The sequence below is a fragment of the Actinospineispora acaciae DSM 45401 genome, from assembly GCF_000620785.1.
Classification (GTDB): Bacteria; Actinomycetota; Actinomycetes; order Mycobacteriales; family Pseudonocardiaceae; genus Pseudonocardia; species Pseudonocardia acaciae.
The window spans coordinates 304,050-322,074 of sequence record NZ_JIAI01000011.1 but is presented as its reverse complement, the minus strand read 5'-3'; the positions used below and the strand labels follow the sequence as shown (position 1 = coordinate 322,074).

The window sequence follows — 18,025 nt, the reverse complement described above, 5'->3', positions numbered from 1 at the left end:
CCTGGACTACGGCGGGCACATCGGCGCCGGCGACCTCCGACGACTGCTCTGCGACGCCTGCGTCGTCCCAGTCGTACTCGGCGGCAACAGCGAAGTCCTCGACGTCGGCCGCACACAACGCACCGCCACCAAACCACAACGCGACGGACTCACCGCACGAGACCGCGGCTGCGCCTACCCGGGCTGTGACGCCAAGGCCTACCGATGCCAGGTCCATCACGTCGTGCACTGGGCCCACCGAGGCCGCACCGCCATCCACTCCATGGTGATGCTCTGCGTCACCCACCACCGCATGATCCACCGCGCCGGCTGGACCATCCACATGGTCAACGGATGGCCAGAATTCATCCCACCAAAATGGCTGGACCACACCCAAACACCACGACGAAAACCCAAGCCCCTACGAACATAAGCGCGTGAGCTGAGCCGTCGCGTGATCAGCTGGCGGTGGTGCTGGCGCGGACGATCAGGGTGGGTACGAGCGCGATGTGCGCGGTCGAAGCGCGGGTGTCGGCCTGGCTGGCGGCGGTGAGCAGCCGGACGGCCTCTTCGGCGATGCGGTCCCTCGGCTGGTCGACGGTGGTCAGCGCGGGCTCGCCGAGGCGCGCGAAGTCGATGTTGTCGAAACCGGTGACCTGGACACGAGCGGGCACGTCCACGCCGTGGGAGCGGCAGGCGCGGGTGACGCCGAGGGCGATCAGGTCGTCGGCGCAGACTATGGCGTCGGGCAGCGGGCCGGTTGCGACCAGGCGGGCCAGGGCGGCCTCGCCCCAGTCCGTGCTGAACTCGCCGAGGAGCACCGAGGCCGGGTCTACGAGGATGCCCAGCTCGGCGGCTCGGCGGTGAAAGCCGCTGAGGCGTTGCTCGGACGAGGAGTTGGTTTGCTGGGAGCCGATGAAGGCGGCCGTGCGGGCGCCGCCGGCGTGCAGGTGGTCGAGGATCAGGCGCATGGCGGCGGTGTCGTCGACGCCTACCCAGTCGGTGTTGGTGCCGGAGACGAAGCGGTCCAGTTGGACCAAGGGTAGGCGGCCGGCGGCGTCGGCCACGGCGGCGGCGCTGTCCACGCCGTGGGTCGGGCTGAGGATGATGCCGTCGACGTTGCGGGCGGCCAGTGAGGCGAGCCGTTTGGCCTCGACGGCGGGGTCGGAGCGGGCGTCGCACAGGAACAGCTGTTTGCCCTGGCGTTCGAGGACGTGTTCCACGCTTTCGACCAGGGACGTGAAGAACGGGTTGCCGATGCTGGGGACGACCATGCCTACGGTGTCGGTGCGGCTGTTGCGCAGCGCGCGGGCTATCGGGTTGACCTCGTAGCCCAGGTCGGCGGCCGCGCGGCGGACCCGGCGGTCCACCTCGGCGGACACCGGGCCGCGACCGGACAGCGCCCGCGAGACCGTGGCGGTGGAGACGCCGGCGCGCGCCGCCACCTCGGCGATGGTCACTCTGTGCAATCGTTTACCTCTCGCCCGTGGCCGGTGATGACCCAATCTAGCAGGACATTCGTCATGACTTCTTGACGATGAGCCGACGCCAACCTACGGTCCAGCGCAACGAAGTGGAATCGATTACATGCGTCTGGAGGACGGGTTCGCGCGCCGATGGGGGGCGTGCGAGCTGGCGAGCGAGTGAGGTGCGGATGAGCGGCGAGCGGCTCGGGGTGTTCCCGTCAAAGCCGAACGCGGTCGAGCGGTTGTTCGGGACCGCGAAGGTTGTGATCGGGGTGGTGCATCTGCCGCCGTTGCCGGGGAGCCCGCACTACGACGGGACGGCGGTCGCCCAGATCGAGGAGTTCGCCCGGGGGGAGGCGCGGGGGTATCTGGAGGGTGGCTGCCACGGGGTGATCGTGGAGAACCACTGGGACATTCCGTTCCTCAAGCCGGGTGAGCACGGGTACGAGACGGCGGCCGCGATGGGGGTGGTCACCCGTGCGGTGCGCGAGCTGTTCGACGGTGGGCTGGGGGTGAGCGTGCTGTCCAACGCGGCGGAGTGTTCGATCGCGGCGGCGTGGGCGGCGGGGGCGGACTTCGTGCGGGTCAACCAGTGGGCGAATGCGTACGTGGCCAACGAGGGGATCATCGAGGGGCAGGCCGCGCACGCCACGCGGTATCGGCATCGGATCGGCGCGGGGCCGGTGAAGGTGTTCGCGGACGTGCACGTCAAGCACGGGGCGCACGCCATCGTGGCCGACCGGACGCTGGCCGAGCAGACCGAGGACGCCGAGTTCTTCGACGCCGACGTGCTGATCGCCACCGGGTCGCGCACCGGCGACGCGGCGGCCGTCGACGAGGTGGAGGGCATCGCGCGGCACACCACGCTGCCGGTGGTGATCGGTTCGGGGATCACGGCCGGCAACATCGGGACGCTGCTGCCGGCGTGCGACGGGGTGATCGTGGCGTCCTCGGTGAAGGACAACGGCCGCTGGTGGGGACGGGTGGACCGGGCCAAGGTGCGGGAGCTGACCGAGGCGGCGACCAGAGCGGGCGCGGAGCCCCGGTGATCGTGTTCTGCGGGTACGCCAACCGGGACGTCACGGTCCGGGTGCCCGAGCTGCCGGGGGTCGGCGCCCGCGTGCAGGCCACCGAGGTGACCGAGCGCGACGGCGGGATGGGCGCGAACGCCGCCGTGGCCGCAGCCAGGGTGGGCGGGCACGTGCGGTTCGCCGGTGTGGTCGGGGCGGACGCGCGCGGCGAGGACTTCCTCAACGAGCTCGCGCTGGACGGCGTTGACGTCCTGCTGACCACCCGCGCCGGGCGGATGACCACGGCGATCGTGCTGCTCACCCCGGACGGCGAGCGCGCCATCATCAGCCAGGACGACGAGCTGACCATCGACAAGATCGCCGAGGTGCACGCCGTGTCCGGCGCGGACTGGCTGTACCTGGACGGCTACCGGTTCCCCGCCGCGCACGCCGCGCTGCGCGACAGGCCGGGGCCGAGGGTGCTGGTCGACCTGGACGGGTGTGCCGGCGTGGTGGCCGCCCGCGCGGCGTTGTCGCTGGCCAGCCACGCGGTGATCGGCCGGGCGCTGGCCGAGCGGCTGATCGGCGGGGAGGACGCGGTGGCCGACGCGGCCCATGACCACCGGGTGCACCTGGTGGTCACCGACGGGCCGCGAGGCTGGACGCTCTACGAACCGACCGACGGTCGGTCTAACGGCGGGGCCGGTCGGCACAGCGGCGCCGCGCTGCCGGTCACCGCAGTGGACACCACCGGCGCCGGTGACTGCTTCGCCGGCGTCTACCTCGCCGAACTGGACCGCGGCGCCGAGCCGCTCGCGGCGGCCCGGTTCGCCTCGGCGGCGGCCGGGCTGTCCTGCACCCGGCCCGGCGCCCGCGACGGCCTGCCCGACCGCGCGTCGGTGCTGGCAGCCCTGCACCAATCAACCGAGGAGCAGCCGTGCCCCGAGCGATGACAATGCTGTGCGCGCTCGCCCTGGCCCTCACGCTGGCCGGGTGTGACGTGGCCGCGCGCCGGGAGATCGAGGCGGAGCGCCAGGCCTCGCAGGCCGGTCCGCCGCCGCCGGCCACCGTGGCCCAGCCCTGCCAGGTCGGCGACCACCGGCCCAGGGTCGGCATCGTGCCGATCAACCTGCAGGCGCTGTTCTTCAACCAGATCAACGCCGGCGCCCAGCAGGTCGCCCAGCGGGCCGGGGTGGAGACCCAGATCGTCAACGGCAACGACGACTCCACCACGCAGGCGAACGCGATCGACAACCTGGTGGCCAACCGCTACGACGCGATCATCGTGGACGCGGTGGACACCGAGGGCATCAAGCCGGCGGTGCGCCGGGCGCAGGCGGCCGGCGTCAAGGTCGTCGCGGTGGACGCCACGGTGGACGACCCGGCGGTGTCCGCGCAGGTCGGCGTGGCGAACGAGGAAGGCGGGCACCAGCTCGGCCGTGAGCTGCTCGGGCTCAGCGGCGGCAAGGGCGAGATCGGCGTGGTCGGCGCGCTGAACAGCACCATCCAGCTGCAGCGGCAGAAGGGCTTCACCGACGAGGTCACCGCCGGCGGCATGACGATCAAGACCGTGGTGGACGGCCGCAACATCCAGGAGAACGCCCAGTCCGTCGCGGAGAACCTGCTCACCGGCAACCCCGGGATGCCCTACGCCTACGCCACCGGCGAACCGGCGCTGATCGGCCTGGCCGCGGCGGTCACCAGCCAGCAGCGCACGAACGACATCAAGGTGGTCGGCTGGGACCTGTCCGAGCAGGCGATGGACGGGCTGCGGGCGGGCTGGATCGTCAGGGTGGTGCAGCAGAACACCTTCCAGTTCGGCTACGACGCGATGAACGCGGCGATCAACCTGGCCTGCGGGCGGCCGGTGCCGAAGGAGAACCCGGTGCCGCTGCAGATCGTCACCCCGGAGAACGCCACGCAGTACCTCTACTACCTGGAGCAACGATGAGCCAGCCGTTGGTTGAGCTGAGCGGCATCACCAAGTCGTTCGGGGTCGTCCGGTCGCTGCGCGGGGTGGACCTGCGGCTGGGCGCCGGCGAGGTGCTCGGGCTGGTCGGGGACAACGGCGCCGGCAAGTCCACGCTGATGAAGATCCTGGCCGGGGCGCTGGAGCACGACGGCGGCGAGATCCGCATCGACGGCGAGCCGAAGCGGTTCGCCAGCCCGGCCGACGCGCGCCGGGAGCGGATCGGCATCGTCTATCAGGACCTGTCGCTGTGCGACACGCTGGACGTGGCCAGCAACCTGTTCCTCGGCCGGGAGCCCAAGCGCGGGCCGTTCATCGACCGTGCCGCCATGCACCACAAGGCCGCCGAGATGCTCTCCGAGCTGCACGTGCGGGTCAGGTCCACCTACCAGGAGATCGGCGAGCTGTCCGGCGGGCAGCGCCAGGCGGTGGCCATCGCGCGGGCGGTGTCGTTCGAGCCCAGGGTGCTGATCCTGGACGAGCCGACCGCCGCGCTGGCCGTCGCCGAGGTCCGCCAGACGCTGCGGATGATCCACGAGGTGGCCGACCGGGGCGTCGGCGTCATCCTCATCACGCACCGGCTGCAGGACCTGTTCGAGGTCTGCGACCGGATCACCGTGATGTACGAGGGCCGCAGCGTTGCCGACCGCCCGGTGGACGAGCTGGACATCGAGACCCTGGTCAAGCTGATCACCCGCTCCGGCATCGACGCCGAGGAGGCCGCCTGATGACCGCCGCCGTGCTGAACGCGACCCCGTCCCGCTGGGAGCGGACCAACAAGGCGACCGTGGCCATGCTCGGCGTCACGGTGGCGCTGTTCGTGATCTTCGGGCTGACCGCGCCGAACTTCCTGTCCTTCACGAACATCTCGAACCTGGCCACCCAGGTGGCGATCACGCTGATCGTCGCGGTGGCCATGACGTTCGTGATCACGACCGGCCAGATCGACCTCTCGGTCGGGTCCACGCTGGCGTTCGTGGCGGCCGGCACCGCGGAGATGCTGCAGGCCGGCTGGGACTCCTCGCTGGTGATCATCGCGGGGTTGCTGGCCGGGCTGGTGTGGGGGCTGGTCAACGGGTGGCTGGCGGCGTACCAGCGGATACCGTCGTTCATCGTCACGCTGGCCGCGCTGTCGGTGATCCGGGGGCTGGCGCAGCTGTGGACGCAGGGGTTCTCGGTGCCGATCGACAGGCGGCTGTTCGTCGCCAAGATCGGCAACGCCACGTTCCTCGGGTTCTCGGTGCTGGCCTGGATCGCGCTGGCCACCGTGCTGGTCGGCGCGGTGCTGCTGTACAAGATGCCGTTCGGCAGCTACGTCAACGGCATCGGCGCGCAGGAGGAGTCGGTGCGCCGGGCGGGCGTGAACACCCGGCGCATCAAGATGATCGTTCTCATGCTGGCCGGGCTGGCCGCCGGCGCGGCCGGGATCCTGACCGCGGCGCGGCTGGGCTCGGGGTCGTCGAACTCCGGCCAGGGCTTCGAGCTGACGGTGATCGCGGCGGTCGTGCTGGGCGGGACGAACCTGTTCGGCGGGCGCGGCACGGTGGTCGGCACCATCATCGGCGCGGTGATCACCGGCGTGATCGCCAACGGGCTGACCCTGCTCGGGGTGAGCCCGTTCCTGGCCCCGATCGTCACCGGGCTGGTGCTGGTCGCGGCGATCTGGATCAACCTACGCGGGCGTTCGCTGGCCGATCTGGCCGGTCACTTGGTACGTAGACCATGAGCGTTCAGGTCGCCACGGTGACCGGGCCGGTCGACAGCCGCGAACTGGGACTGACGCTGGCCCACGAGCACCTGCGCAACGACGCCCGCAAGGCGCTGGTCGAGCCGGCGGAACGGGGGCTCGGGTTCCTGCGCGAGGCCACGGTGACCCCGGAGCTGGCCTGGCTGCTACGCGAGCACCCGTACGCCTGCCTGGACAACTGCGTGCTCGACGACGCCGACGCGATGCTCGCCGACCTGGCCGTCTTCAAGTCCGCCGGCGGCGGAACGATCGTGGACGTGACGCCGCCCGGGCTGGGCAGCGACCCGGCGGCGTTGCGGGAGCTGGCCGAGCGCAGCGGGGTACGGGTGGTCATGGGTTCGGGCTGGTACCTCCAGCCGTACCACCCGCCGCACCTGGCCGGCTCCGACGAGCGCGCGCTGGCGTCCGAGCTCATCACCGAGCTGACCGGCACGTCGACAACCCCGGGAGTGATCGGCGAGATCGGCGTCTCCCCCGACTTCACCCCTGACGAACAGAAAGCGTTGCGCGCGGCGGCACGGGCGCAGAAAGAGACAGGCGTCCCGCTGTACGTGCACCTGCCCGGCTGGCAGCGGCGCGCGCACGAGGTGCTCGACATCGTGCTCGGTGAGTACGGAGTGTCGCCCGGCGCGGTGGCGCTCTGCCACATGGACCCGTCGGGGCACGACGTGGACTACCAGCTCTCGGTGGCCGGGCGCGGCGTGTGGCTGGGGTTCGACATGATCGGCATGCCGTTCCGGTTCCCCGGCGAGGGGCGGTCGCCGTCGCCCGGTGACACCGCCCGCGCGGTGGCCGGCCTCATCGCGCGCGGGCACGGCGGCCAACTTTTACTCAGCCACGACGTCTTCCTCAAGGCCATGCTCACCCGCCACGGCGGCAACGGCTTCTGCTACGTCCCCGCCCTGTTCCTGGCCCGGCTGGCCGAGCACGGCGTCGACTCCGCCGTCGCCGCCGACCTGCTGCGCGTCAACCCGGCGCGGCTGTTCGAGTCCGCACACGAAGGGAAACGATGAAACGCGTCCTGATCGCCGGCGAGAGCTGGGTGACCCAGTCCACCCACATCAAGGGCGTCGACTCCTTCACCACCAGCTCGTACGTGGAGGGGGTCGGCCCGCTGCGGCGCGCGCTGGAGGGCCGGGGCCACCGGGTCACGCACCTGCCGGCGCACCTGGTGCCGGCAGGGTTCCCGTCCACCGCCCAGGCGCTGTCCGGCTACGACGTGGTGGTGCTCTCCGACATCGGCGCGAACTCCATCCAGCTCGCGCCCGCGGTGTTCGAGAAGGCCGCCCCGGGCTCGGACCGGCTCGGCGTGCTGCGGGACTGGGTCACCGACGGCGGCGGGCTGCTGATGATCGGCGGGTACCTGTCGTTCACCGGGTTCGAGGGCAAGGCCGCCTACCGCAACACGGCGCTGCACGAGCTGCTGCCGGTGGAGCTGCTCCCCGAGGACGACCGGGTGGAGCTGCCGGCCGGGGCGCGCGCCGAGGTGACCGACGCCGGGCACCCCGCGCTGGGCGGCGTCACCGGCGAGTGGCCGCCGCTGCTCGGCTACAACCGGGTCCGCACCCGCGCCGGTTCCGGCGTGCTGGCCACCGTCAACGACGATCCGCTGGTCGCGGTGGCCACCCGAGGGTCCGGCCGGGTGGGCGTGTTCACCTCGGACTGCTCGCCGCACTGGGCGCCGGAGGCGTTCTGCGAGCGGTGGCCGGGCTACGGGCAGGTGTTCGGCGGGCTCGTCGAATGGCTGGCTGGGTGAGTCGTTCGCGCCGGCTGCTCGACACGCGGGCGGCCGCCCTGGAGCAGGCGCTGGACATGCGGTTCGTCCGCGAGGTCACCGCCGGGACGATCTCCGACCAGGCCTACGCGGACTACCTGCGCGCCGAGGAGGCGTTCGTGCTCACCGCCGCCCGGATGCACGGGCTGGCCGTCTGGGACGCGCCGGACTGGGCGGCCGCGCGCCACAACGGTCGGGCGGTGCACGCGCTGGTCACCGAGCAGGCCGACTACTTCGCCGCCGCCCGCGCCTCCTGGCCGGTGCCGGCCCGCCCTTCCGTCGAGGACCGTGACCCACTGTCGGCGTTCGCGCTCCCCACCGCCCGGGCCGGCGGCTACCCGGCGATCATGACGATGCTGTTCGCCGCCGAGACGCTGTACCTGACCTGGTGCACCCGCGCGCACCACTCCGGCTCCGTACCGCCCGGCCCGATCGGCGACTGGGTGGCGCTGCACGCCGCCGAGCCGTTCCGGGCCGGGGTCGCCGCGCTCGCCGACCAGGTCGACCGGATCCCGCCGGCGATCCCGGACGACACGCTGGGCGACTGGTTCGCCGGGATGCTGGCCGCCGAGATCGAGTTCCACGACGCGATCTTCCGCTAGGCCGACAAGGAGGGCTATTCATAAGTCCGGCCAGCGAGGGTGGGCCGGAGGCCCGCTCGAGCGCCGGACCCGCGCCGAGCCCGACGTGACCTAGGTGATCGACGCGACGGCGCATGACCGCCGGAGGCGGTCTCGATGATTAGCCCGACTTTTGAATAAGACTCAAGCGTGAAGTAGCCGAGCGGTCGCTATGGGTCAATGACCGATCGAGGCAGTCCGGTCGTCGACAGCGCCCGCTTGCTGCCTACCGGTCACCGATCCACGACGGCCTGTCGCACCGATGGGTGACCGTGTGATTAGGAGATGTCACGGAGCGCTCGCTAAGGTCGTCCGGTCCCTGTGACGCCCGATGGCTGCTGTGACGCCACGGGCGGGCGCGGCGGACGGTGGATCGGCTCGGAGCGGTGTGTCGGGGTAGGAGATCGTGAGCTTGTCTAAGGGTCCGAACGGGCAGTTCGAGCCGAGGCGGCCGGCCGCCGGCAGGTCCAGGACGAACGGCCAACGCCCCCGCTCCGCGGCCGCCCGCCAGCCGGAGCCCCCTCGCTGGCAGCCGGCCTACTACGGCGGGTTCCAGCCGGAGCCGGAGCCCACCCCCGAACCCGAGCCCACCCGCGCCCTCGTCCGCGCCGAGGTCCCCGCCGAGGTCCCCGCCGAGGTCTCCGCCGAGGCCGACCCCCCGGCGGACGCCCCGGAACCGAAGCCGGCCTGCCGCCCGCTGTCCACCCGGGTCCGTGCCGCCATCGCCGGGGCCGTGCTCCTGGTCGGCGTCGCGGCCACCCTGGTGTTCGCCCTGCGCCCCGGCCGCCAGGTCGTCAGCCCGGTCCCGGCCGCCGGGACGCCCACCGCCCCCGCCGCGCCCGAGGCGGCCCCGCCGGCGGCACCCGCGCCCGGCAACGCCGTCCCCGCACCGGGCAAGGCCGCCCCGCCGCCCGGCGCGCCCAATGCCGCCCCCGGACGGCCCGCCCCCGCACCAGGCGCCGCACACGCCCCGACCTCACCCGGCGCCGGCACCGCTCACGGCTCGAATGCCAACTCCGCGCCGAGCCACACAGTCCCCGCTCCCCGGCAACCGCTCCCCAAGTCCACCCAGCAGTCGCCCGCTGACACCCAGGACCGCCCGCGACAGCAGTCGTCCGACTCCTCCGACGGCCACCGCGACGACGAGGACCGTTCCCGCTCGTCCGACTCGTCCCGTCACGACGACGACAACGACACCAAACGGCCCAGCGAACGAACCACCGAGCAGTCCACCGGGATCCTGGACGTCCTCGGCTCGCTGCTCCCCGGCCTCGGCTGACGGAGGACGGCTGACCCCGCTCAGCCCACGCCGTGCTCGCGCGCGAGCCGATCGAGCACGGCGACGGCCCGTTCGAGCGCCCGGTCCCACATCCGCTCGTCCCTGGCGAAGCAGACCCGGAAGTGCCCGGCGCTGCCCGGCCCGAACTGGTAGCCGGGGCTGACCAGCATCCCCGCCTCCCGCAGCAGCCGGTGCGCCACCTCCGGCCCGGGCAGCCCGAGCGCCGTGACGTCCGGCCAGGCGTACGCGGTGCCCCCCTGCGGGCGCCAGGACAGCCACGGCAACCGGCCCAGGTGCGCCGCGGTCAGCTCGCGCAGCGTGCGGAACTCGGCCAGCCGCCGCCCGAGCCACCCGTGATCATCGTGCAACCAGGGCCAGAGCACGTGCTGCGCATACCCGGGCGCCCGCAGCGACATGATCGACAACACGTCCTCGATGCCGTCCATCACCCCGGCGGGGCCGACCACGACGCCCAGGCGATACCCGCTCAGGGACTCGGTCTTGCTCGGGCCGAACAGCGTGACCACCCGCTCGCGCATCCCCGGAAGCGCCGCGAGGTGGGTGAACGCGACGTCGTCGTAAACCAGCCGGCAGTACAGCTCGTCGACGACGACGCTGAGCCCGTACCGGGTGGCCAGCTCGGCGATCCGCGCGAGCACCTCGGGCGGGTACACCGCGCCCGTCGGGTTGTTGGGGTGGGAGAAGACCAGGACGCGGGCGCGCCCCGTGGCGAGGACCGTCTCGAGCGCCGCCAGGTCGAGCCGGGGCTCACCGTCGTCGACGCTCAACCGGACGTGCTCGACGCGGGCGCCGAGGAAACGGAGAATGCGCTCGCTGAACAGGTAGTCCGGATCGACCAGGACCACCCCGTCGCCGTCGTCCACCAACGCCGACAACGTGGCGAACAGCGCGGCCTGGGTGCCGGGCGTGAGCACGACGTTGCGGTCCGGGTCGACCGGGATGCCGGCCAGCGCGCCGATGCCCTCGGCGACGCGGGCGAGCACGTCGGGGTGGCCCCGGTAACCGGTGTAGGCGAGGCCGCCGTCGCGGGCGGCCCGCTCGAAGGCGTCCAGCGCCCAGTCCGGCGGCGGAAACCGGACGGTGTCGAAATGCGTCGTGTCGAGATGGTCCGCGGGCGCGTCCGCGAGCAGGGCTCGGTCCGCGTCCCGGGCGCTGGCTGCGCCGGCCCGGTCGGGCAGTCGTAGCCGGTGGACTCGATGCGCGGGCGAGAGGTGCGGCGAGGTCATGGTTCCTTTCCGGTGTCAGGCGAGCTGGAGAAGGCCGGGCAGCCCGCGAAGGTCGGGCAGCTCGGCATGCGGCTCGGGGGTGCCCGGTCGCAGCCGCTGGCCGTTCCGGTTGACCCAGACCGTCCGCATCCCCATGGGAACGCTGCGCGGCAGGTCGACGTACTGCGACTGGGCCACGTGCACGGTCCGACCCGCCGGCACCCCCGATTCGCGCAGGACCAGCTCGAACAACGCCGGGTCGGGCTTGTAGGCGCGGGTCCGTTCCGCCGTGAGGACCCAGGAGAAAGGGCCGCCGAGCCGGGCGACCGAATGCGTGATGATGTCGTCCTGGCTGTTGCTGATGGTGGCCAGCCGATAGTGCGGAGCCAACCGGCGCAGGACGTCGGAGCGGACCCGGGTGGAGAACATCTCCGACGCCAATGAGCCCATCAGGCCGTACAGCGCGCCGTTGGCCAGGCCGCCGATTGCGAGCGCGAGCCAGATCACGACCGAGATCCGCGTGTCGACCAGCCAGAACAGGGGGAACGCGTAGAGCGCGGTGAACGCGGCCGCCCCGATGAACACCGGCCGCCTGCCGACCCGGTCGGACAACGCCGAGAACGTGGGCGACGCGATCAGCCCGAAGGCCGAGAAGACGATCCCGCCGATCAGCATCGTGGTCGTCGACATGCCCAGCGTCCGGGTCCCGTAGGACACCATGTAGGTGGCGTAGACGTAATAGCCGCCGCTGGTGACCACGAATGCGTCGATGCCGAGCAGCACGCCTTTCGGGTTCGTGCGCAACAGTTCGAGCAGCGGTATCCGGTCGTTCTCCCGCGCGTGCTCGACGCTGACCAGCACCGCCCCGCCCCATTCGCCGCCGAGACCGATGCCGCCGAGCAGCCGCAGCAACACCAGCAGCAGCGGCGCGGCGACCCCGACCATCGAATAGGTGGGCAGCAGCCCGACCAGGAACGTCGTCGTCCCCATCAGGAGCAATGTGGTGAGCAGTATCGACTTGCGCCCCACCCGGTCGCCGAAATGCCCGAACAGGATCCCGCCGATGGGCCGGGCGACGAAACCGATGGCAAAGACGCTGAACGACGCGAGCGTGCCGGCCAGCGGGCTCACATTCGGGAAGAACAGCTTGTTGAAGATGACCGCCGCGCCTAAACCGTAAAGCTGGAAGTCGTACCACTCGATGGTGGTTCCGATGAAGCTGGCCGCCGCGACCTTGCCCATCGACACCGACGTCGACGACGAAACCTGACGGGTCATGTGTACCTCTCGCGGAGGCGCTCGTACGCCCCCAGAAGGTGGGACTCGACGGCGATCCGCAGTTCGTCGACCGACCGTTGTCTCAACAGTTCGAGGATCCTGGCGTGTTCGTCGACGACGATTTCGCGGCTGGTCGGCGCGATGGTGTTGCGGGAGAACAGGAACAGCGACACCTGCGAACGCAACGAACGCCACGACGCATACAGCCGCTCGTGATGGGCCGCGCGGTAGAACGCGTCGTGGAACTGGAGGTCGAGGTCGGTGACCTCCCGGGGATCGCCCCGGTCCAGCGCGGCCGGGATCTCGGCCAGCACCGCCTCCATCCTCGCCAGGTCTCGCTCGTCGGCGTGCTCGACCGCCCATCGGGCCGCCAGGGTCTCCAGCGACTGCCGCAGGCTGTAGACCTCCTCGACGTCCCGCCTGTCCAGCATGGGCACCGTCGCGCCTCGGTGCGGTTCGATGCGCACCAGGCCCTCGTGCTCAAGGCTCGCCAGCGCGTCCCGGATCGGCCCCCGGCTGACCTCCAGCTCGTCGGCCAGCTCGGCCTCGCGCAGCCGCTCGCCCGGGGCGAACACCCCGGTCACGATCGCGTCCCGGAGCACGCCCAGCACGTCGTCCTTGATCCGTTGCCGGTTCGCCGCCCGAAGACCGCCGCCCCGCATCCGCACCTCCAGGCCGGCCTTTGCTGACAGTTCATTGTTAACAATGAACGACCAGCCCACCGCCGTCAAGAGCCAAGCCGCTGGTCAGGAGCCGTGAGTGGTTAGCGTTGTCATAGCAACGCTAACCACTCACGGGTGGTGACCTGCGGTTATCCGAGGAAGGACGTCAGCTCGTCGATGACGGCGTGGGGCTGCTCCTCCGGGATGTAGTGGCCGCAGTCGGAGACCTCGACCACCCGTACGTCGGTGCCCTTGGCGGGCATGATCGTGCGCAGCCAGCGGTAGCCGGCCCGGTCGCCGCCGAGGGCGAGGATCGGGGCGCGCACCGGGCGGTAGGTCAATGAGTCCGCGATGTCGGCGTTGAACGCCTGGTACCAGGCATTGCCCGCGCGGACCGCGTCCGGGGTGGAGTAGGCGCGGGCGTAGACCTCTCGGGAGCGGTCGTCGATGGAGCGCGGGTCGGCGGACTGGCGGTCGAACAGCCAGTCCACGAGCGGCCGGGTGCGTCCGTCGAGGAGCTTCTCCGGCAGGGCGCGGACCTGGTTGAACGCGAACCACCAGAGGTACGAGCGCTGGCCGCGCAGGATGTCGCCGTCGACGTGCTGGTCGGGCTGGGGCAGCAGCCGGAACTCCGACCAGGACTCGTCGGGGTGCGCGACGTCCAGGATGGCGATCTTCGACGTCGACTCCGGGTGGTTGGCGGCGAAGGCGTAGGCGACCATGGCGCCGATGTCGTGGCCGGCGATGCTCACCGCGCCCAGGCCTAGATGGTCGACCAGCCGGTGGATGTCGGCGGCCATCGTCCTCTTGTCGTAGCCGGCCTCGGGCTTGGACGAGTCCCCCATGCCGCGCAGGTCGACGGCGATGACGCGGTGGTGGCGGGCCAGCGCGGGCATCACCTTGTTCCACTGCCACCAGGTCTGCGGCCATCCGCCCAGGAGCAGCAGGGGCGCGCCGCTGCCGCCGTCGACGTAGTGCAGGCGGACGCCGTCGAGGTCCGCGTGGTGGCTGGTGAAGCCGCCGTCCAAGGAGGCGGCGAGCGCGGCGTCGGGCGTGGTCATCGGGGCTCCTCGGGTGTCGGTCACGGGCGGCGGACGCCTCCGTCCGATAGTACGAAACTCTCGTATAGACGAACGGTGAGTGTCAAGGTTTGTACGAACTTCGCGTATGATCGGACGGTGGCCGCCCTGCACCACCCGGACATCGACGACGTCGAGCTCGTCGACGTGCTGGCGGCGCTCGGTCATCCGGTCCGGCTGCGGATCGCGCGCGCCCTGGCGTCCGGCGCGGAGATGTTCTGCGGCGAGATCGTCCCGGACGTGCCACGGTCGAGCCTGACCCACCACTGGCGGGCGCTGCGGGAGAGCGGCGTGATCCGCCAGCGCCGCGCCGGCCGCAAGCTCTTCCTCACCCTGCGCCGCGACGAGCTGAACGCCCGCTTCCCCGGCCTGCTCGACATTGCACTGAACGACGGTTTCTAACGCGGGCTAACGGGCGAGCGCGGCTCGGGTGTCGGCGGCGATGCGCAGGTCCTCGCGGGCGGTGACGACCAGGGTGCGGACGTCGGCTTGGGGAGCGGTGATGTCGGCGTCCGGGGTGGCGTTGTGGTTGAGGTCGCGGTCGAGCGCGATGCCGAGGTAGGCCAGGCCGTCGGCGGCGGCGTGACGGACCCGCGCGCTGTGCTCGCCCACGCCGCCGGTGAACACCAGCGCGTCCAGGCCGCCCAGCGCGGCGGTCATGGCGGCGATCTCGCGGCGCAGGCGGTGGGTGTAGACGTCGAACGCGAGCGTGGCGCGCTCGTCGCCGGCGCCGGCGGCCCGTTCCAGCTCGCGCATGTCGCCGCCGGGGATGCCGGCGAGGCCGGCCAGGCCGGACTCGTGTTCGAGCACGTCGGAGAGCCGGTCCAGGTCGAGCCCGGCGTGGCGGGCCAGCCAGAGCACCAGGCCGGGGTCCACGCTGCCGGTGCGGGTGGCCATCACCAGCCCGGCCAGCGGGGTGAAGCCCATGGTGGTGTCCACCGAACGGCCGCCGTCGACGGCCGCGAGCGAGGCCCCGGCGCCCAGGTGCGCGGTGACGGTGCGCAGCTCGGTGATCGGGCGGCCGAGCATCCGGGCCGCCTGGGAAGCGGCGTGCGCGTGGGACAGGCCGTGGAAGCCGTAGCGGCGCAGTCGGTAGCGGTGGTTCCAGTCGTGCGGCAGCGCGTAGGTGGCGGCCGGGGCGGGCAGGTGGGCATGGAAGGCGGTGTCGAAGCAGGCCACCGCCGGGGTGTCGGGCAGCAGCCGGGTCAGCGCGTCGATGCCGGCCACGCCGCGCGGTTGGTGCAGCGGGGCCAGCTCGGCCAGCGCCGCGATCCGGTCCCGTATCCGCTTGTCGATGACGACGGGGTCGGTGAACTCGGTGCCGCCGTGCACGATCCGGTGCCCGACCGCATCCACCCGGACCTGCCCGCGCAGGAACCGTTCCAGGCGCTCGGTCTCGCCCTCGCCGGACCAGCGCTCCAGGTCCAGCCTGTCGACGACGTCGTCGTCACCGTTCAGGACGCGAAGCTTGAGGCTGGACGAGCCGGCGTTGACCACGAGTACGAACGTCACCGGGAGCCCGGCCAGACCCAGTCGCGGACCTCGGGCAGGTCCTCGCCGTGCTCGCGGATCCAGCCGTGGTGGCGGGCCCGGGCGTCGACCATGTCCTGGCGCACCCGCGCGGCCCGCGTCCCCAGCCCGGGCACCCGGTCGATCACGTCGATGACCAGCCGGAAGCGGTCCATGTCGTTCTGCACCAGCATGTCGAACGGCGTCGTCGTGGTGCCCTCCTCCTTGTAGCCACGCACGTGCAGGTTGTGGTGGTTGGTGCGGCGGTAGGTCAGCCGGTGGATCAGCCACGGGTAGCCGTGGTAGGCAAAGATCACCGGCCGGTCGGTGGTGAACAGCGCGTCGAACTCGCGGTCGGTCATGCCGTGCGGGTGCTCGGTGTCGGGCTGCAGGCGCATCAGGTCGACCACGTTGACCACCCGCACCCGCAGCTCCGGCAGCCGCTCGGCCACCAGCGAGGCGGCCGCCAGCACCTCGATCGTGGGCACGTCACCGGCGCAGGCCAGCACCACGTCGGGCTCGCCGTCCAGATCGGTGCTGGCCCAGTCGAAGATCCCGGCGCCCCGGGCGCAGTGCAGCGCGGCGGCCTGCGCGTCCAGCCAGACGGGCGTGTCGTTCTTGCCGGCCACTATGACGTTCACGTAGTCCCGGCTGGCCAGGCAGTGCTCGGCCACCGAGAGCAGGGTGTTGGTGTCCGGCGGCAGGTAGACCCGGATCACCTCGGCCTTCTTGTTCACCACGTGGTCGATGAACCCGGGGTCCTGGTGGGAGAAGCCGTTGTGGTCCTGCCGCCACACGTGCGAGGTGATCAGGTAGTTCAGCGACGCGATCGGCCGGCGCCACGGCAGCCGCCGCGACACCTTCAGCCACTTGGCGTGCTGGTTGAACATCGAGTCCACGATGTGCACGAACGCCTCGTAGCAGTTGAACAGCCCGTGCCGGCCGGTCAGCAGGTAGCCCTCCAGCCAGCCCTGGCACAGGTGCTCGGACAGCACCTCGGCCACCCGGCCGTCCGGAACCAGGTGCTCGTCCGTGGGCACGGTGGCCGCCCGCCACTGCTTGCCGGTGACCTCGTACACGGCGTCCAGCCGGTTCGACGCCGTCTCGTCCGGCCCGAACAGCCGGAAGTTGCGCGCCTCGGCGTTGCCGGCCATCACGTCGCGCAGGTAGCGGCCCAGCACCCTGGTCGGCTGCGAGACCTCCGCTCCGGGCCGCTCGCACCGCACCGCGTGACCGGCCCAGGCCGGCAGCTCCAGCGGCCGCAGCAGCAGCCCGCCGTTCGCGTGCGGGTTCGCGCCCATCCGCCGCCGCCCCGCCGGGACCAGCGCCGTCACCTCCGCGACCGGTCGGCCGTCGGCGTCGAACAGCTCCTCGGGGCGGTACGAACGCAGCCACCGCTCCAGCTCGGCCAGGTGCTCGGGCCGCTCGCGCACCGCCGGCAGCGGCACCTGGTGCGCACGCCACGTCCCCTCCACCGGCACGCCGTCCACCTCGACCGGCCCGGTCCAGCCCTTCGGGGTGCGCAACACGACCACCGGCCAGCGCGGGCGGCCACCGGTGGCACCGCGGCGCGCCTCGGCCTGGATGCGGTGGATCTCGGAGACCACCTCGTCCAGGGTCGCGGCCATCAGCCGGTGCATCCGCGCCGGGTCGGAACCCGTCACATAGTGCGGGCGGTAGCCGTACCCGCGCAGCAGCGCGTCCAGCTCCTCGTCCGGGATCCGCGCCAGCACGGCCGGGTTCGCGATCTTGTAGCCGTTCAGGTGCAGGATCGGCAGCACCGCGCCGTCGTGCACCGGGTCCAGGAACTTGTTCGCGTGCCAACTGGTCGCCAGCGGCCCGGTCTCCGCCTCGCCGTCCCCGATCACGCACGCCACCACCAGCCCGGGGTTGTCGAACGCCGCCCCGTACGCGTGCGCCAGCGAGTAGCCCAGCTCACCGCCCTCGTGGATCGAACCGGGCACCTCGGGGGCCACATGGCTGGGCACCCCGCCCGGGAACGAGAACTGACGGAACAGCCGGCGCATCCCCGCCGCGTCCCGGGTGATGGCCGGGTCGTTCTCGGTGTAGCTGCCCTCCAGCCAGGTGTTCGCGAACAACGCCGGCCCGCCGTGCCCGGGGCCGATCACGTACATCATGTCCAGGTCGTGGGCGATGATCGCGCGGTTCAGGTGCGCGTAGAGGAAGTTCAGCCCGGGCGTGGTCCCCCAGTGCCCCAGCAGCCGGGGCTTGACCTGCTCGGGCCGCAGCGGCTCGCGCAGCAGCGGGTTGTCAAGCAGGTAGATCTGGCCCACGGACAGGTAGTTCGCCGCCCGCCACAGGCTGTCCAGCAGGTGCAGCTCGGCATCGCACAGCGGGGTGCGCTGGGCGACCGGGGTCACCGATGTCATGGGCTCCTCGATTCACGTGCCGGATCGCTGGGGTTCG

The 18,025-nt window shown here is 71.8% G+C and carries 18 protein-coding genes; 10 read left to right on the top strand and 8 right to left on the bottom strand.

Annotated elements, in window-relative coordinates:
• The coding region (locus N912_RS67140) for a hypothetical protein (protein WP_425415362.1) at positions 1–286 on the bottom strand (286 nt) is incomplete at its 3' end.
• A 151-nt stretch (positions 287–437) separates the two neighbouring features.
• On the bottom strand, positions 438–1,439 hold the full coding sequence (locus N912_RS0136865) for a LacI family DNA-binding transcriptional regulator (protein ID WP_211261523.1): 1,002 nt from the start codon (positions 1,437–1,439) through the stop codon (positions 438–440).
• Positions 1,440–1,633: 194 nt separating this feature from the next.
• Here N912_RS0136865 and N912_RS0136860 point away from each other — a divergent pair, with 194 nt between their 5' ends.
• From N912_RS0136860 to N912_RS0136820, 9 genes are all read left to right on the top strand, one after another.
• Positions 1,634–2,494: a BtpA/SgcQ family protein gene (locus N912_RS0136860; RefSeq protein WP_028926363.1), complete on the top strand. Its 861-nt coding sequence runs from the start codon at positions 1,634–1,636 to the stop codon at positions 2,492–2,494.
• Complete coding sequence (locus N912_RS57015) at positions 2,491–3,408, top strand: carbohydrate kinase family protein (RefSeq protein WP_051581320.1); 918 nt, start codon at positions 2,491–2,493, stop codon at positions 3,406–3,408. Before N912_RS0136860 ends, N912_RS57015 begins: the two co-directional genes overlap by 4 nt.
• Entirely contained in the window at positions 3,393–4,406 is a 1,014-nt protein-coding gene (locus N912_RS0136850) for a substrate-binding domain-containing protein (RefSeq protein WP_028926362.1), read from the top strand. Before N912_RS57015 ends, N912_RS0136850 begins: the two co-directional genes overlap by 16 nt.
• On the top strand, positions 4,403–5,152 hold the full coding sequence (locus N912_RS0136845) for an ATP-binding cassette domain-containing protein (RefSeq protein WP_028926361.1): 750 nt from the start codon (positions 4,403–4,405) through the stop codon (positions 5,150–5,152). Before N912_RS0136850 ends, N912_RS0136845 begins: the two co-directional genes overlap by 4 nt.
• Positions 5,152–6,150: an ABC transporter permease gene (locus N912_RS0136840; RefSeq protein WP_037068433.1), complete on the top strand. Its 999-nt coding sequence runs from the start codon at positions 5,152–5,154 to the stop codon at positions 6,148–6,150. The genes N912_RS0136845 and N912_RS0136840 overlap by 1 nt, the downstream gene beginning before the upstream one ends.
• Positions 6,147–7,184 carry a phosphotriesterase family protein gene (locus tag N912_RS0136835; RefSeq protein WP_028926360.1) on the top strand — a complete coding sequence of 346 codons (1,038 nt, stop codon included), beginning with the start codon at positions 6,147–6,149 and terminating at the stop codon, positions 7,182–7,184. The genes N912_RS0136840 and N912_RS0136835 overlap by 4 nt, the downstream gene beginning before the upstream one ends.
• Complete coding sequence (locus N912_RS0136830) at positions 7,181–7,927, top strand: glutamine amidotransferase (RefSeq protein ID WP_028926359.1); 747 nt, start codon at positions 7,181–7,183, stop codon at positions 7,925–7,927. The genes N912_RS0136835 and N912_RS0136830 overlap by 4 nt, the downstream gene beginning before the upstream one ends.
• The gene (locus N912_RS0136825; RefSeq protein WP_028926358.1) at positions 7,924–8,547 is read left to right on the top strand and encodes a TenA family protein; all 624 of its coding nucleotides are present in this window, start codon (positions 7,924–7,926) and stop codon (positions 8,545–8,547) included. The genes N912_RS0136830 and N912_RS0136825 overlap by 4 nt, the downstream gene beginning before the upstream one ends.
• Positions 8,548–8,971: 424 nt before the next feature.
• Positions 8,972–9,844, top strand: a complete 873-nt coding sequence (locus N912_RS0136820) for a hypothetical protein (protein WP_037068431.1) — start codon at positions 8,972–8,974, stop codon at positions 9,842–9,844.
• A gap of 20 nt (positions 9,845–9,864) precedes the next feature.
• On the opposite strand, the gene N912_RS0136815 is transcribed toward N912_RS0136820, so the two are convergent.
• The 4 genes from N912_RS0136815 to N912_RS0136800 form a co-directional block, all read right to left on the bottom strand.
• Positions 9,865–11,091, bottom strand: a complete 1,227-nt coding sequence (locus tag N912_RS0136815) for a pyridoxal phosphate-dependent aminotransferase (RefSeq protein WP_028926356.1) — start codon at positions 11,089–11,091, stop codon at positions 9,865–9,867.
• Between the two features lie 15 nt (positions 11,092–11,106).
• Positions 11,107–12,348: an MFS transporter gene (locus tag N912_RS57010; protein ID WP_156994269.1), complete on the bottom strand. Its 1,242-nt coding sequence runs from the start codon at positions 12,346–12,348 to the stop codon at positions 11,107–11,109.
• Positions 12,345–13,010, bottom strand: coding sequence for a GntR family transcriptional regulator (locus N912_RS0136805; RefSeq protein ID WP_028926355.1), 666 nt, complete (start codon positions 13,008–13,010; stop codon positions 12,345–12,347). The genes N912_RS57010 and N912_RS0136805 overlap by 4 nt, the downstream gene beginning before the upstream one ends.
• A gap of 149 nt (positions 13,011–13,159) precedes the next feature.
• Entirely contained in the window at positions 13,160–14,071 is a 912-nt protein-coding gene (locus N912_RS0136800; RefSeq protein WP_028926354.1) for an alpha/beta fold hydrolase, read from the bottom strand.
• Between the two features lie 117 nt (positions 14,072–14,188).
• On the opposite strand from N912_RS0136800, the gene N912_RS0136795 reads away from it, so the two are divergent.
• Positions 14,189–14,491 (top strand): ArsR/SmtB family transcription factor, encoded by a 303-nt coding sequence (locus N912_RS0136795; RefSeq protein WP_028926353.1) that lies wholly within the window; start codon positions 14,189–14,191, stop codon positions 14,489–14,491.
• Between the two features lie 6 nt (positions 14,492–14,497).
• Here N912_RS0136795 and N912_RS0136790 read toward each other — a convergent pair whose 3' ends face one another.
• Both N912_RS0136790 and N912_RS0136785 read right to left on the bottom strand, forming a co-directional pair.
• Entirely contained in the window at positions 14,498–15,601 is a 1,104-nt protein-coding gene (locus tag N912_RS0136790; RefSeq protein ID WP_084211528.1) for an acetate/propionate family kinase, read from the bottom strand.
• Positions 15,598–17,988, bottom strand: coding sequence for a phosphoketolase family protein (locus tag N912_RS0136785; protein WP_028926351.1), 2,391 nt, complete (start codon positions 17,986–17,988; stop codon positions 15,598–15,600). Before N912_RS0136785 ends, N912_RS0136790 begins: the two co-directional genes overlap by 4 nt.
• Between the last annotated feature and the right edge of the window lie 37 nt (positions 17,989–18,025).

What these genes read in the sequence shown, in the direction of transcription:
- N912_RS0136815 (WP_028926356.1), bottom strand. Translation starts at nt 11,091, where the DNA reads ATGACCTCGCCGCACCTCTCGCCCGCGCATCGAGTCCACCGGCTACGA.
- N912_RS0136835 (WP_028926360.1), top strand. Translation starts at nt 6,147, where the DNA reads ATGAGCGTTCAGGTCGCCACGGTGACCGGGCCGGTCGACAGCCGCGAA.
- N912_RS0136800 (WP_028926354.1), bottom strand. Translation starts at nt 14,071, where the DNA reads ATGACCACGCCCGACGCCGCGCTCGCCGCCTCCTTGGACGGCGGCTTC.
- N912_RS0136845 (WP_028926361.1), top strand. Translation starts at nt 4,403, where the DNA reads ATGAGCCAGCCGTTGGTTGAGCTGAGCGGCATCACCAAGTCGTTCGGG.
- N912_RS0136860 (WP_028926363.1), top strand. Translation starts at nt 1,634, where the DNA reads ATGAGCGGCGAGCGGCTCGGGGTGTTCCCGTCAAAGCCGAACGCGGTC.
- N912_RS0136805 (WP_028926355.1), bottom strand. Translation starts at nt 13,010, where the DNA reads ATGCGGGGCGGCGGTCTTCGGGCGGCGAACCGGCAACGGATCAAGGAC.
- N912_RS0136785 (WP_028926351.1), bottom strand. Translation starts at nt 17,988, where the DNA reads ATGACATCGGTGACCCCGGTCGCCCAGCGCACCCCGCTGTGCGATGCC.
- N912_RS0136840 (WP_037068433.1), top strand. Translation starts at nt 5,152, where the DNA reads ATGACCGCCGCCGTGCTGAACGCGACCCCGTCCCGCTGGGAGCGGACC.
- N912_RS57010 (WP_156994269.1), bottom strand. Translation starts at nt 12,348, where the DNA reads ATGACCCGTCAGGTTTCGTCGTCGACGTCGGTGTCGATGGGCAAGGTC.
- N912_RS0136830 (WP_028926359.1), top strand. Translation starts at nt 7,181, where the DNA reads ATGAAACGCGTCCTGATCGCCGGCGAGAGCTGGGTGACCCAGTCCACC.